The sequence below is a fragment of the Faecalibacillus sp. MSK20_93 genome (assembly GCF_020589945.1).
Classification (GTDB): Bacteria; Bacillota_I; Bacilli_A; order Erysipelotrichales; family Coprobacillaceae; genus Faecalibacillus; species Faecalibacillus intestinalis.
This window is the reverse complement of sequence record NZ_JAJDKA010000014.1, coordinates 41,365-54,114: the sequence shown is the minus strand read 5'-3', so window position 1 is coordinate 54,114 and position 12,750 is coordinate 41,365. Positions and strand designations below refer to the sequence as shown.

The window sequence follows — 12,750 nt, the reverse complement described above, 5'->3', positions numbered from 1 at the left end:
CTCTCCATTGTCCTTCTATCTCTTCAGACAACTTTGGTCTGTTTAGCTCTTTTTTATTTCTTAAACTTAATTGACGTTGTGTTTTATTCTTTCCTGTTCAGTTTTCAATGTCCTCTCACTCGTCTCTCTCGTCGAGTGCCCATTTATATTACCATCCTCTCTCCCTTTTGTAAAGCTTTTTCTTGTCCTTTTTTTATTTTTTTCTCTCTTTCACTCTTTTTCTGCCTTTATATCAACGTTTTTTATCCAACTCTTTTTTTACCTTTTTCTCTTCTTTGTCTAATATACTGTGTTTTTACAACAAAAAAAGACCTTTTTAGGGGTCTTCTTTCAAACTGTTAACAAATAAAATGTTAATAGTCTGAAGGACCTATTTCCTCAATAGGCCCTTATTTTTGAATAAACTTTTGATCTTCTTTTGGTATTCCTGTTTCATCTAAAAAATAGCGTTCAACTTTCATATGTAGATGATATTTGATTCTTAGTTCCATTATTTGATCCATGATGCTAGAAGAATGATGTAAATCAATTGCTTCTTGATTATCCCAACTATCCACTAATAAAACCGTTTCTTCATCTTCTACTGAAAAGAAATATTCATAACGTCTATTTCCTTTTTCTTTTTTAATTTCATCAACAAGACCACTTGTTAACATCTCTTTGACAAAAGCTTTTGCACTTCCATTTTCTCCAGTATAGTAAATATGAACAGTAATTGCGTTATTCTTTTTCAAGACTTGATTTCAAATTTTCAATACGTTGATTGATTTCATCAATCTTTTGAACAACTGGAGCAGCTTTTTCATCAAAGACATTGTCCTTATTTAAAACTTCATAATACAACTTTCCTAATTCAATGAATTGATCATCCAAATCAGCTTCTGCACTTTTAATACTTACTTTTGTTTTTGCAGTATCTACAAGTTCAGAAGATTTTTCAATTGTTTTTTCCGTAAACTTTGCTGCTTTCTTTGTTAAATCATCAAATAATGCCATACTTTTCCCTTCTTTCTTTCCATAATTTTATCATATTGACCTTTATAATTAAACATTTATAATTAAGACTGTTTGGAGGTATTTATGAATCATCGATTAGAAAATGAAAAAGTGTCATCACTTTTATTCTCGCTTGCTTTACCATCCATTTTGGCACAGCTTGCAACGCTTATTTATAATATGGTTGATCGTATTTATATTGGTAGACTTCCCGATGGTGGTTTATCCATTGCGGGAATTGGTTTATGTACATCAATTATTACAATCATTACTGCTTTTAGTAATCTTTTTGGTCGAGGTGGTGCTCCACTCGCCTCTATTAAATTAGGAGAAAAGAATCCCAAAGAAGCTGAAAGAATTTTAGGAAATGCTTTTAGTAGTTTAATTTTAACCTCGCTTATCATTATGTTCTGTCTTTTTGTTTGGGGTGATAAAATTCTTATTCTTTTTGGAGCAAGTCAAAAAACACTTCCTTATGCTTTATCTTATTTAAGAATTTATGCAGTTGGAACTGTGTTTATCCAATTAACAGTCGGTCTTAATTATTTTATCAACACTCAAGGTTATGCGAAGTTTGGCATGATGACTTTACTTATTGGTGGTATTTTAAATATTATTTTAGATCCTATCTTTATCTATGTTTTACATATGAATGTTGCTGGTGCTGCCCTTGCAACCATTATTTCACAATTCGTCTCATGTATTTGGGTGTTATCTTTTTTATTTGGTAAAAAGACAATTATAAAAATAAGAAAAGAATATCTTTTATTTGATAAAAATATTATGAAAAAGATATTAGGTTTAGGTTTTACTCCTTTCTTTATGTCATCAACAGAAGGAATTTTACAAGTCGCCTTTAATAGACAGCTTCTTCTTTATGGTGGAGATTTATCGGTAAGTGCTATGACAATACTTCTTTCAATGTCACAAATCCTATCTCTTCCTATGGAAGGAATTGCCCAAGGAGCACAACCTATTATTAGTTACAATTTTGGCGCAAAAAAATATGATCGTGTAAAAGAGACTATTAAAATTACGATCAAAGTAGCTTTAACCTATTCAATTATTGGTGTTTTGCTAATGGAAGCATTTCCTCAAGTATTTGTTTCCTTATTTGCTAATAATACTCAGTTAATTCAACTTTCTTATCAATTATTAAGAATCTATATCTTTGGCTTTATTATCATGGGTGCTTTCTCTACTTTTCAACAAACCTATAATGCATTAGGTTGTGGAAAAAATGCATTTTTCTTTGCATTCTTTAGAAAAATCATTTTATTAATACCTTTGATTTATCTGTTACCATTTATTTTACCAAGTTATGGAGTTTATGCTGTTGTTCTAGCAGAACCGATTTCAGATTTAATGACAACAATTCTTAATGGTATTTATTTCAAGCATTTTGTAAAAAAAACACTCGCTTAAAAAAGAGGCTACAAAAGCCTCTTTTACTCTAATTAAAAATATCTTTTTTTACCTTTAAGCTCATTATTTATGATTGAAAGTATTTTTCTATTTCTTTAATTTCTTTTTCTGGTATTTCCAATAAACTAACTGCTTCTTTAAATGACATTTGTAATCTTTCCATTAGTTTTCTTACATATTCTATATTCTTTTCTTTACGTTCTATTTTTTTGCCTTGGTTGATTCCTTGACTGATTCCTTGACTGATTCCTTCATTTCTTACTTTTCTTTCTAGATAGTTTGCATAATCACACATTTCTTTGACCTCCCTTTCTATTTCCTTAAATCCATATCCTTTAATAATCTCTTTATTCCCTTGATAGTCTATTCTATTATTTAAAAAGACTACTAATGGCATGAGTACTTCATCATGTTTGGGATACTTTTTTGTAGTATCATGTTTCTGGTTCAAGTATATCATAACAAGTTCTTCCTTGTCATAATTTTCTTTGTTTTCTTCTTTTCCATTCTTCCTTCTTTCTTTTTTTAACTTGTAAACATCTACATCTCCATCTTTTCTTTTTGTTGCTTGTGGCATGATCCACAATGAATAAACTTTCTTCATTCCATCATAGTTTTTATCATCATATTCTCTTCCCAATTGTGTTGTTAATATCCTTAGTACATACGCTATTCCTCTTGTTACAAGTGGATAACCTGGATGAATATTATTTTGTATTTCTACATTTAAATAGATTCGTTTATTGGTTCCATTTAATTGAGGAAGATCAATACAACAGAACATATCAAACTTCACTGTTCCATAGCTTGGTATCATATTTTCATTATTGAGACACCTAAAACGCTGTTCATCCTTGATGATTTTCATAATTTCTTTAACACTTAAATGTCTTGCTTCCCTTACAAATTCATGAATCATTCTTGCTAGCATCTCCTGATTTCCTACGATTGCTTTACAATGTTGATCTAACATGATTTTATGATTGGTTATTGTATTTTGTATTACCGTTTCCATAAGTAGTCCTCCTACTTATTTATTCGCTCTTTTTTTGCTCTTTTCTTCTTTTTTATAAAAAATGTTGAAAAATTTATTTTTTCCCAACACGATCACATTTTATAATTATTCACTTTTTAAAGTATCTATTATCTTTTTTGACAAATTATCCAAGTATAAAAGATATTCTTCTCTTTCCTTTGTTGAAGCATTTATATTTTCTAATACCTTTCTTTTTTCTAATGCTTTATGATCTTTTACAAGAGAGTGCAAATCAAATTTTATCTTTATCAACAAAGACTTTAGAAGAAATGAAAAGTGATACTTTAGCGGGTCCACTTTATATTGGAACAGGTCAAACAGATAATCTAAAAGAAGTTGTAAAAATGATGAAACTCTTTCAAGAGCGTTATCCTCATATTCAATTTCATTTACTAAGTGGTGATAAAGAAACATTATTAAAACAATTAGAAAGTGGCATTCTTGATTTTGGTCTTTTTATTCGTGATTATGATCATAATCTTTATGAAGGAATCCCTTTAAAGAGTACAAATTCTTTAGGTATTCTTGTTTTTAAAAATCATCCTTTTGCTTCTAAAAAAGATAATCAAAGCAAATGATCTCAAAGAAGAAAAAATAATGGTAGCTAGGCAAGCAATGCAAGATCAAGAAATACCTGATTTTATTGAACATAAACAAATCGTTGCTGTTTTTGATTTACCCGAAAATGCAAAAACAATGGTGAAGGAAAACATGGGCATTGCCTTGCTTCACGATACCTGTTATCAAGATCCTGATTTAAAATTTATTCCTTTAGAAAATATGCCTTTATATCATTGGTATCTTATTAAAAAAAAAGAAACCTACTTCTTTATTACAAAAAAATTTTATAGAAATACTAAAAAGCGAGTACTAATTAAGTATTCGCTTTAATAATTTCGATTTTTCTATAAATTTTTGACAATGCTTTTTATAAAGGGCATGTTGTTTTACCCAATCTCTAATACGATTTGATGATTTCATTAAACAAATTGCTCCAATAATAAAGAATGGAACTTGAGGAGCAACTGGAAGCAATAAACCAACAAATCCTAATAAAATAAAGAATAGTCCAATAATAAATAAAACACTTTGGTAGATGTAACGTAACTTCATAGATGCCTCCTTTTGTTAAAAAAAGCATAAAAAAGTTATATGAACAAGCCGTGAACTGTTTCTAAAGAAAAACTAAATAATTCTAAAAGAAAAATTATTTTTTTAATAATCGCAATAAGTCCTTTGGTTGTTTGAAAACCAAAGTGGCTGGTATTTCTTGCGTAGCGACACTACCCCATTTTGCAAGACCAAAATCAATGTGTGCATTTTTAGATGCTTCATAATCCGAATGTGCATCTCCAATATAAATGACTTCTTCAGGTTTTAAATTTAATTTTTCAATACATTTTAATAATGGTTCCGGATGAGGTTTATGAAAAGTGGTATCATCTTCTAAAATAACAGCTTCCATGTATTGATCAATTCCTTTAGAAACAATATCAATTTCATATTGTTCTCTAAGTTTAGAAGAGACAATTGCTTGTTTGATTTTTTTGTTTTTAAATGTTTCTAAAACTTCTTCAAATCCTTCAAATAAAGTAGCTCCCTCTTCATAGTCATTAACATATTGAACCCATCTAGCATAGGTTTTTTCTTGGTCTTTAACACCTAATTCTTCCATGACCTTCATACCTGGATAGGATGCAAATTTTAAAACCTGTTCAAAAGACCAATCTTCTCCTGTTTCTTCTTTAATAATTTTCATAAGGGGATACATATTCATTTTTAAAGTATCTAAAAGTGTACCATCAATATCATAAATAATCGCTTTATATTTTTTCATCTCTTTCAATCCTTTCTTTCAATAAATAAACAATACCTCGATAAGCTAATCCCTCAAACAACATTGAAGAAATATCTTTATGAAAATAAAGATTCTTAAAACAATTTTCATCTATTTTATTTAATATATTTTTAATAATCTTTTCTTCATAATTCCATTTTAAATCTAAGGATAGTTCTAAACGCGTTGGATCAAGCATTGTAAAAATCATACTTACCAATAACCCCAGAAGTTCATTAAATTCATCTTGACTTTGACATTCGCGAACGCGTTGATTAATCGTTTTTCCTTTAATAGATATCAAGCCTATTTCACCCATGATTCCAGTATTTCCATATAGCGGTTCATCTTTATAAAAATAAGAGCTTCCTATTCCCACTTCATTTATATATAGATAATACGTAGCATCTTGTTGATACGTAAAACAACATCCTTGATGAATCATCTTGACATCATTTTGAAGTTGAATTGGCAAGTCTATTTCTTTTTTGATATCTTTCACCCAATGATGTTTTTTTAGAATGTTTTGATGATCAGTAACGTATTCATCTTCATAAACAATTCCTTCAACCGCTATTTGACAACAATGAACTTCATTTTTATCTACTAATTGTTTTATTGTTTTTTTTAATTCTTCTTCGTCTTGATAAATTAATGTATCTTCTTTTTTTATTTCACTAAAACTTCTTACTTGATAAATGACTTTATCCACTTGAATATAAAGACATAGAATTAAATAATTCTTTTCATTTAATGCAAAACGTGTTGGACATCTTCCGCCACTTGATAAGTCATTTCCTATTTCTTGAATCATTTGTTTTTCTTGAAGTATTCTTACCATATTACGAATACTTGGTTGAGATAATTGGAGATTTTCTACTAATTCATTCATTGTTGAACTATTATGAAGATAGAGATATTTTAAAATAGCTAATAAATGTTTTTTCTTTGTTTCTTTTAATGCATTCATATTCTCACCCTTACTTTTATTATAGTATAATAAAAGTAAAATAAAAGAAAAAACAGAATCATCTGTTTTTAGGTATAAAATAATGTGTCATATCCACACCTTCATGTTTTAATAAAGCTATTTTTTTATCAATACCACCTGCATATCCCGTTAAACTGCCACTTGTGCCAACGACACGATGACACGGAATGATGATTGAAATAGGATTATGTCCTACCGCATTTCCTACGGCTTGTCCTGACATTTTTTCTTTATGAAGTTTTTGAGCTACAACTTTAGCAATCTTTCCATAAGTTGTGACTTCACCATAAGGTATTTCACAAAGAAGTTTCCATACTTCTTGTCTAAAAAGACTTCCTTGTGGTTTTAAAGAAAGCTCTTTAATATCTGGTTTTTCTCCTTTAAAATAACGATCTAGCCAATTTTTGGTTTTTTGAAGTATTTCTATTTGATCGTTATTGATAGGTTCTTCTTTTAATGTTGCCTGAAAATATTTTTGTCCCTCAAGCCACAATCCTATTAAATTTTCTTCATTACTTACTAAATATAAAATTCCTAAGGGTGATTTATATGTTGTTTGATAATACATAATCTTTTCTCCTCGTATATCTTGTAAATTATTTTGACGATGATTAAAAAGTTGTTTTTGGTATAATGTTCATTCTTTTATGGTAATACAGCAAATTAAATGCTTTCTAAACATAAATAGCCTAAAGATAAAACATATTTATAACATTTATTCACTTTCATCCGCTTTTCTTTGACAGCTATTATTATACGAATAAATATTTTTATTTATGAAAAGAGCACAAAAAAACTTAAAAAATATTCTTATATTAAAAAAGATGCCAAAGCACCTTTCTTATTAATAATTTTCTGCATGAACTTCAAAGTATGCTTGTGGATGATCACATACTGGACAAACATCAGGTGCTTTTTCCCCAACAACGATATGTCCACAGTTACGACATTCCCAAACCTTTACTTCACTTTTAGCGAAAACTTCTTGCATTTCTACATTATGCAATAATGCTCTATAACGTTCTTCATGATGTTTTTCGATTTCTCCAACCATACGGAATTTAGCTGCAAGTTCTGGAAACCCTTCTTCTTCTGCAGTTTTTGCAAAACCTTCATACATATCTGTCCATTCGTAGTTTTCACCTTCAGCTGCTGCTACTAAATTTTCAGCTGTATTTCCAATACCATTTAATTCTTTAAACCACATTTTCGCATGTTCTTTTTCATTATCTGCTGTTTTTAAGAATAAAGATGAAATTTGTTCAAAACCTTCTTTTTTTGCTTTTGAAGCAAAGTAAGTATATTTATTTCTTGCTTGTGATTCTCCTGAAAAAGCTTCCATTAAGTTCTTTTCTGTTTGTGTTCCTGCATATTTATTAGCCATTTGTATTTCCTCCTTTTATTCCTTATTAGGAATAATTCCTATTTATATTTTAGTCTTTCTTCTTTCTTTTGTCAATTAAAAAAGGAGAAAAAGAATTTCTCCTCCTATCACTAATATGATTGCAATAGAAAATGAACTCATATATGGAGAGGGCTTAGTGATAGACACATTCAATGATAAGCCTTGACATATATCAATAATACCTTTTGTATCTTTTTCATTTAACCCTAATCGAGATAAAAAATTAGAAACATAGGCTCTATTTCTATGAATCGTCCTTTTTTGAAGCCATTTTTTTAATCCTTCATTACTTAATTCTAAGTCTAATGGTAAAAGATATTGTAAATTTTGATTAACAGTATTAATCAAAACTTCTAATCCATCATTTGTATTTTTTTATGAAATAATCAACTTTATACTAATATGATAATATATTTCTGCTATTTTTTTATAATATTACAATATCGCTTAGGTATTTCATAAAAATCAAAAGGTTCTGAATGATATTTATCATAATCAGAACCTATATGTAGTATTAATCTTTTTTTGTAATAACATGCTTGATTTCATCATCTTTCCAGATAATTAAGTCACAATCAAATCCTTCTTTAATCATACCTGTATTCTTTAAGCCTAATACATTGGCTACATTTTGAGTAAAGAATGGTAAAGCTTCTTCATAACCCATTTCATTCTTAAGAGAAATGAATTCTTTCTTTAAGTTAGATACAGGTGTAATGCCTATTTCTTTGATAGAACCATCTTCATTATAGGTAGACCATGAACCTTGTGCATCACTTGAAATAGTGACTTTAGAAGTATCCTTAAACTGTTTAATAAATTCCAAAGTCTTTCCATCACCTTCACATGTCAAATCAACTGTACCACCCATTTCTGCAAACTTCAGTGCATCCTTAAACAAGTGTGGATTACGACTACAATGTGTTGGATGGAATAAAGAAACAGGAATATCGGCTCTTTCTAATGCATGAAATACAGGATTTAATCCTGCTTTTTCATCACCCATATGAAGTGTTAAATTAGCTTGTTTTCCAGCAATAAGGCTAGCTGTACGGATTTGAGAGGCTAAACGAACAAGTTCATCCTCTGTTATATGACTAGATCTATGATCACTTAAAGCAAGCTTGACACCTAATATACTATCAATAAATACAATATCATCTTCTACTGAATCAGTGAGTGTATAGGTAGGATATGTATAGCTTCCTGTTAGAATATAGGCATGAACTCTTTTTTGAGTCAATTCTTTTGCCTTTGCGAATAATTCTTTTGTGTTTCTTGTATAGCCATCTGTTCCTAACAGTCCAATCACAGTAGTAATACCTGCATCTAGTATTTCGTCTACTTCAATAGGTCTTGCACGAGAAATAAAACCAGCTTCTCCCCCACCACCTGTGATATGAACATGGCGGTCAATAAGACCAGGAGTAAGGATACAACCTGTACCATCTATTGTTTCAATAGAATAAGGAAAATCGATATGATTATCTATTTTTTCTATTTTATAATCAGAAATCAATACATCTTTAACGCCTAAATCTTTAGGGGCATAAACTTGAATGTTTTTAATTAGTTTCATACTTTTCACCTGTTATGAAATGACCGTTGTCAAAACGTAAATAAACTTCTACTATCCAATTTTATCATCAAGGGCATAGAAAGCCCCCAAATCATATAGATTCTGCGGCAGTTAACCATCTTGTTATTCGTGGATTAGGTACCAAAAGGTTAACGGTTCGTCGATAGCTCTATAATCTCAATGTGTGGATCAATGTTTTTATAATTCGACAAGATCGCGACTTCTCATCAAAATTCGCATTACCTTCAGAAGTGGAGCCGAACCTGTTCTATTCCTTTGAGGCCCATCTATACCTTTGATGTTTGTTTATTTTTTCTTTTAAGGCCTTTCACTTTTCCTTTCCAATTTTTCGTATTATTCCTTTTCCAAGATATCATAATATTAGTAAATTTAATAGTACTTACCCTTTTGTAAGTATCTATAATCTAGCTTTATAGTAATAGCCAAATTCTTCCATTGATTTTAAAACATTTATTAACTCTTTACCAAGATCACTCATTCCATATTCCACCCTTGGTGGATTAGTATGATAATCCTTACGATAAATAATACCATCATCAGCTAATTCTCTTAAACTTGTTGTTAATACTTTTTGAGATATGCCCTCTAATGATTTTTGAAGTTCATTAAAGCGATAAGGTCGACTTGATAAGTTTCTAATAATAAGTAGTTTCCATTTACTTCCAATCAATGAAACTGTTGTAGCTATTGGACACTCTGGTAATTCTTCTTTTCTTTTCATTTTCTTCACCTTCTTGTAAAGGCATTATAACATACTTTTAAAACATTACACAGTTACAAAAAAGTGCGTACTACAAAATGATTGCGTACTTATATATAATAATGACGTAGAAAGTTATTCTACTTAAATGAAGGAGGATTATAAAATGTCTAAATGTAAAAAAGTAAATATTTCTAATAAAGCTAGAATGGAATTACATGATGCACTATCTTTAACAGGTGCAGAAATTAGTATCAATACTCTACCAGCTGGTGAATGTGTTCCTTTTGTTCATTGTCATAAAAACAATGAAGAGATATATGGGATCATATCTGGAAGTGGTAAAGTCATCATTGATGGTGACGAAGTTCAATTAATTGCAGGTGATTGGTTAAAAATTACACCTACACAAAAACGTCAATTCTTTGCAAGTATCAATGAATCTATCACTTTTGTTTGTGTACAAGTCAAGGAAAACTCTTTAGAAACATTTACAATGAGTGATGCTGAAGTTATTCAATAATATAAAAAGATTTTAGATTTGAATTCTAAAATCTTTTTTTGTTCTCTTAAATTCTAATTACCTTTCTATTAAATATATTTTATTCTTTATCTTCACTAAATAACAACCAATTTAAAAATTCAATAACATCCAATCTGATTCCAATGTGATAATGTCTCAATTTCGGTTGACACTGTTTTACATCTTCATACTTAATCATTCCATTTATATTGAACAAAATACAACTGATATAAGTGCTAAACCAATGGAAAGATAATTTTCTTTCTTCAATTTCTCCTTAAATAAGAATCTTGATACTATAGTTAGAAAAATAATATATATTGAAGAGTATAATGGTGAATATAACGATACATCTAACCTAGCTAATGCTTCAAAAGAAAACAACATTCCAAAACAGCCAATGACTGTTCCAATTGCCACAAAACCATAATATCTAAAATCAATATTTTTTGTTAGTATTTTTAATGATTGTTTAGAACGCTTTATAAAAAAACAAAAACCAATAAAACTAGTGGAAACATAATGATATTGATCCACGATAAATATGATGAATTTGAAGTAGAACTATTACTTAGTGTAAATAGTTTATTAATACTATTCACATGACCACTTACTAAAAATAACAGTATACAAATGATGTATCCAATCTTTGTTGTTTTATCATTTTTTATTTCATTATAATTAAATATAAATGGCACAAAAAACGCTAATAAAATGAAAACAATGCCTATTATTGTTGTAGTAGATATTTTTTCATTTAAAAAAATCATTCCAAATAAAGTTGGCCAAAGTAAATTGCCTGCATTCGTAGAAACCGTAACCATTGTTAGATTAACATTTGCCATACATATCAATGTTAATATTTGACAAGCAACTATAACCAAACAAGCCATTAAAGCATAAATAAAAGACATAGTATCTATTTGAAGATTGAAATCAGCTAAAATATAATAACAGATAGCTGCAAGAAAACTCATTACTAATAAATAAATATAATGACTCACCAAGGTATTTTCAACATTTTGCTGATAAAACTTATTAAAACACATTTGTCCTCCAGATGCTAAAACAAACAATAGTATAAATATTATTCCAATGAGCATATGACTCCTCCTTGTTTTGATATATTAAAAAACAAGATTTTTATTTTCAAGAATCTAGTTTTTTTATTTGAATTCATAATCAATAAGTTATTTAAAATTATTCAACATATGTATTTTATCTTTTGACAGAAATTAACCCTCTATCTATATAACTTTGAATAGCTAAATCTATAGTTTCAAGATTTGTATATTTTGGTTTATATTCTAATAATCTTTTTTCCTTTTCAATGCTAAATGTTCCACTACGTATAATATGATAATAAGTATGCTCACACTCTTCTTTGTTTCCTTCATATTTACACCACTCGTTCCAACCCAAGAATTTAATCTTTGGTTCATGACCAAAGAACTCATATAAATGTTTAGCATATCCATATAAAGTAATGCTATTTTCAGCTTCGGCATCAAAACTTTCTCCTAGTGATACATTTCTATGTGTTATAGCATTCATAAAGACTTGTGCAACATCATATCCATGCACATGATGAATAATTTCCATCCCAAAGTTTGGTAAAGCAATTTCTTTACCATCTGCAATATCTTGAATAACTCTCATAGAAGTATTTCCCCAAGGATTGATAATTGTCCATCCTGGTCCTGATATTTGTCCTGGCATTACAATCGTAGCAGGGAATCCATTTTTTCTGTATTCTTCCTTAAGATACATTTCACTAGCAAGTTTATCTTTACCATATTCGTCTAATGGAACTTTATTCATATCATCTTTATTAAATGGTAATATTTCTGCCATCCCATAGGCCCAACAAGATGAACAATATAAATAGTGTGAGACATTTGATTTTTTGATAGCTTCTACCATTTTTTTAGTATCTTCAATATTAAAATTAACAAGATCAATAATTATATCTGGGTTCATAGAAATAACCTGTTCCTCAAAGTTTGAACATTTATTTCTATCTAAAAATACACTTTCTACATCTTTCCACGCATAATCATCTTCATAGGGTTGACTATTTCCACGTGTAATACTTACAACCTCAAATCCATTTTTTACAAGCATAGGGCATAAATATGTTCCAATATGTCCCTTCCCGCCAATGACTACTGCTTTCATAACAAACCTCCTCTTTTTCTTTTTTTCACCATCATTATATTGATACGCATCATAGAGTA

18 protein-coding genes are annotated in these 12,750 nt (G+C 29.2%); 4 read left to right on the top strand and 14 right to left on the bottom strand.

Translation table 11 applies throughout. From position 1 onward, the window contains the following. Positions 1 to 389 precede the first annotated feature (389 nt). Positions 390 to 734, bottom strand: a complete 345-nt coding sequence (locus tag LJD34_RS06220; protein ID WP_175301663.1) for a putative quinol monooxygenase — start codon at positions 732 to 734, stop codon at positions 390 to 392. Continuing rightward, a complete protein-coding gene (locus LJD34_RS06215; RefSeq protein ID WP_147580835.1) occupies positions 721 to 996 on the bottom strand; it encodes a hypothetical protein in 276 nt (91 codons plus the stop codon). The genes LJD34_RS06220 and LJD34_RS06215 overlap by 14 nt, the downstream gene beginning before the upstream one ends. Before the next feature lie 84 nt (positions 997 to 1,080). Here LJD34_RS06215 and LJD34_RS06210 point away from each other — a divergent pair, with 84 nt between their 5' ends. Next, the gene (locus LJD34_RS06210) at positions 1,081 to 2,421 is read left to right on the top strand and encodes an MATE family efflux transporter (RefSeq protein ID WP_119362699.1); all 1,341 of its coding nucleotides are present in this window, start codon (positions 1,081 to 1,083) and stop codon (positions 2,419 to 2,421) included. A 67-nt stretch (positions 2,422 to 2,488) separates the two neighbouring features. Here LJD34_RS06210 and LJD34_RS06205 read toward each other — a convergent pair whose 3' ends face one another. Next, positions 2,489 to 3,436, bottom strand: coding sequence for a hypothetical protein (locus LJD34_RS06205; protein WP_227359455.1), 948 nt, complete (start codon positions 3,434 to 3,436; stop codon positions 2,489 to 2,491). A gap of 290 nt (positions 3,437 to 3,726) precedes the next feature. Here LJD34_RS06205 and LJD34_RS06200 point away from each other — a divergent pair, with 290 nt between their 5' ends. Together LJD34_RS06200 and LJD34_RS06195 are read left to right on the top strand one after the other, a co-directional pair. Then, positions 3,727 to 4,035 carry a LysR family transcriptional regulator substrate-binding protein gene (locus tag LJD34_RS06200; protein WP_227359454.1) on the top strand — a complete coding sequence of 103 codons (309 nt, stop codon included), beginning with the start codon at positions 3,727 to 3,729 and terminating at the stop codon, positions 4,033 to 4,035. 19 nt (positions 4,036 to 4,054) lie between these two features. After that, complete coding sequence (locus LJD34_RS06195) at positions 4,055 to 4,348, top strand: hypothetical protein (RefSeq protein WP_227359453.1); 294 nt, start codon at positions 4,055 to 4,057, stop codon at positions 4,346 to 4,348. Here LJD34_RS06195 and LJD34_RS06190 read toward each other — a convergent pair. The 8 genes from LJD34_RS06190 to LJD34_RS06155 form a co-directional block, all read right to left on the bottom strand. Further along, positions 4,328 to 4,570 (bottom strand): DUF454 family protein, encoded by a 243-nt coding sequence (locus LJD34_RS06190; protein WP_227359452.1) that lies wholly within the window; start codon positions 4,568 to 4,570, stop codon positions 4,328 to 4,330. The genes LJD34_RS06195 and LJD34_RS06190 overlap by 21 nt on opposite strands. A 94-nt stretch (positions 4,571 to 4,664) precedes the next feature. Then, the gene (locus tag LJD34_RS06185) at positions 4,665 to 5,294 is read right to left on the bottom strand and encodes an HAD family hydrolase (RefSeq protein WP_227359451.1); all 630 of its coding nucleotides are present in this window, start codon (positions 5,292 to 5,294) and stop codon (positions 4,665 to 4,667) included. Continuing rightward, positions 5,281 to 6,264: an ROK family protein gene (locus LJD34_RS06180; RefSeq protein ID WP_227359450.1), complete on the bottom strand. Its 984-nt coding sequence runs from the start codon at positions 6,262 to 6,264 to the stop codon at positions 5,281 to 5,283. The genes LJD34_RS06185 and LJD34_RS06180 overlap by 14 nt, the downstream gene beginning before the upstream one ends. A gap of 58 nt (positions 6,265 to 6,322) precedes the next feature. Continuing rightward, positions 6,323 to 6,853 (bottom strand): methylated-DNA--[protein]-cysteine S-methyltransferase, encoded by a 531-nt coding sequence (locus tag LJD34_RS06175; protein WP_227359449.1) that lies wholly within the window; start codon positions 6,851 to 6,853, stop codon positions 6,323 to 6,325. A 276-nt stretch (positions 6,854 to 7,129) separates the two neighbouring features. Next, positions 7,130 to 7,669, bottom strand: coding sequence for a rubrerythrin (gene rbr / locus LJD34_RS06170; RefSeq protein WP_022000948.1), 540 nt, complete (start codon positions 7,667 to 7,669; stop codon positions 7,130 to 7,132). 75 nt (positions 7,670 to 7,744) lie between these two features. Continuing rightward, a complete protein-coding gene (locus LJD34_RS06165; protein ID WP_227359448.1) occupies positions 7,745 to 8,038 on the bottom strand; it encodes a hypothetical protein in 294 nt (97 codons plus the stop codon). Positions 8,039 to 8,204: 166 nt separating this feature from the next. Next, positions 8,205 to 9,269: a beta-aspartyl-peptidase gene (gene iadA, locus LJD34_RS06160; protein ID WP_227359447.1), complete on the bottom strand. Its 1,065-nt coding sequence runs from the start codon at positions 9,267 to 9,269 to the stop codon at positions 8,205 to 8,207. 418 nt (positions 9,270 to 9,687) lie between these two features. Continuing rightward, positions 9,688 to 10,011 (bottom strand): winged helix-turn-helix transcriptional regulator, encoded by a 324-nt coding sequence (locus LJD34_RS06155; protein ID WP_227359446.1) that lies wholly within the window; start codon positions 10,009 to 10,011, stop codon positions 9,688 to 9,690. 145 nt (positions 10,012 to 10,156) lie between these two features. Here LJD34_RS06155 and LJD34_RS06150 point away from each other — a divergent pair, with 145 nt between their 5' ends. Further along, positions 10,157 to 10,513, top strand: a complete 357-nt coding sequence (locus tag LJD34_RS06150) for a cupin domain-containing protein (protein ID WP_227359445.1) — start codon at positions 10,157 to 10,159, stop codon at positions 10,511 to 10,513. A 204-nt stretch (positions 10,514 to 10,717) separates the two neighbouring features. Here the strand turns inward: LJD34_RS06150 and LJD34_RS16760 are convergent, their stop codons facing one another. The 3 genes from LJD34_RS16760 to LJD34_RS06135 form a co-directional block, all read right to left on the bottom strand. Further along, positions 10,718 to 11,050 (bottom strand): EamA family transporter, encoded by a 333-nt coding sequence (locus LJD34_RS16760; protein ID WP_227359444.1) that lies wholly within the window; start codon positions 11,048 to 11,050, stop codon positions 10,718 to 10,720. Next, on the bottom strand, positions 10,996 to 11,616 hold the full coding sequence (locus LJD34_RS06140) for a hypothetical protein (RefSeq protein WP_227359443.1): 621 nt from the start codon (positions 11,614 to 11,616) through the stop codon (positions 10,996 to 10,998). Before LJD34_RS06140 ends, LJD34_RS16760 begins: the two co-directional genes overlap by 55 nt. Before the next feature lie 115 nt (positions 11,617 to 11,731). Further along, positions 11,732 to 12,691 carry an NAD-dependent epimerase/dehydratase family protein gene (locus LJD34_RS06135; protein WP_227359442.1) on the bottom strand — a complete coding sequence of 320 codons (960 nt, stop codon included), beginning with the start codon at positions 12,689 to 12,691 and terminating at the stop codon, positions 11,732 to 11,734. Between the last annotated feature and the right edge of the window lie 59 nt (positions 12,692 to 12,750).

Coding starts and splice junctions, on each gene's coding strand:
- LJD34_RS06215 (WP_147580835.1), bottom strand. CDS start 996: ATGGCATTATTTGATGATTTAACAAAGAAAGCAGCAAAGTTTACGGAA.
- LJD34_RS06210 (WP_119362699.1), top strand. CDS start 1,081: ATGAATCATCGATTAGAAAATGAAAAAGTGTCATCACTTTTATTCTCG.
- LJD34_RS06205 (WP_227359455.1), bottom strand. CDS start 3,436: ATGGAAACGGTAATACAAAATACAATAACCAATCATAAAATCATGTTA.
- LJD34_RS06200 (WP_227359454.1), top strand. CDS start 3,727: ATGAAAAGTGATACTTTAGCGGGTCCACTTTATATTGGAACAGGTCAA.
- LJD34_RS06195 (WP_227359453.1), top strand. CDS start 4,055: ATGGTAGCTAGGCAAGCAATGCAAGATCAAGAAATACCTGATTTTATT.
- LJD34_RS06190 (WP_227359452.1), bottom strand. CDS start 4,570: ATGAAGTTACGTTACATCTACCAAAGTGTTTTATTTATTATTGGACTA.
- LJD34_RS06185 (WP_227359451.1), bottom strand. CDS start 5,294: ATGAAAAAATATAAAGCGATTATTTATGATATTGATGGTACACTTTTA.
- LJD34_RS06180 (WP_227359450.1), bottom strand. CDS start 6,264: ATGAATGCATTAAAAGAAACAAAGAAAAAACATTTATTAGCTATTTTA.
- LJD34_RS06175 (WP_227359449.1), bottom strand. CDS start 6,853: ATGTATTATCAAACAACATATAAATCACCCTTAGGAATTTTATATTTA.
- rbr (WP_022000948.1), bottom strand. CDS start 7,669: ATGGCTAATAAATATGCAGGAACACAAACAGAAAAGAACTTAATGGAA.
- iadA (WP_227359447.1), bottom strand. CDS start 9,269: ATGAAACTAATTAAAAACATTCAAGTTTATGCCCCTAAAGATTTAGGC.
- LJD34_RS06155 (WP_227359446.1), bottom strand. CDS start 10,011: ATGAAAAGAAAAGAAGAATTACCAGAGTGTCCAATAGCTACAACAGTT.
- LJD34_RS06150 (WP_227359445.1), top strand. CDS start 10,157: ATGTCTAAATGTAAAAAAGTAAATATTTCTAATAAAGCTAGAATGGAA.
- LJD34_RS06140 (WP_227359443.1), bottom strand. CDS start 11,616: ATGCTCATTGGAATAATATTTATACTATTGTTTGTTTTAGCATCTGGA.
- LJD34_RS06135 (WP_227359442.1), bottom strand. CDS start 12,691: ATGAAAGCAGTAGTCATTGGCGGGAAGGGACATATTGGAACATATTTA.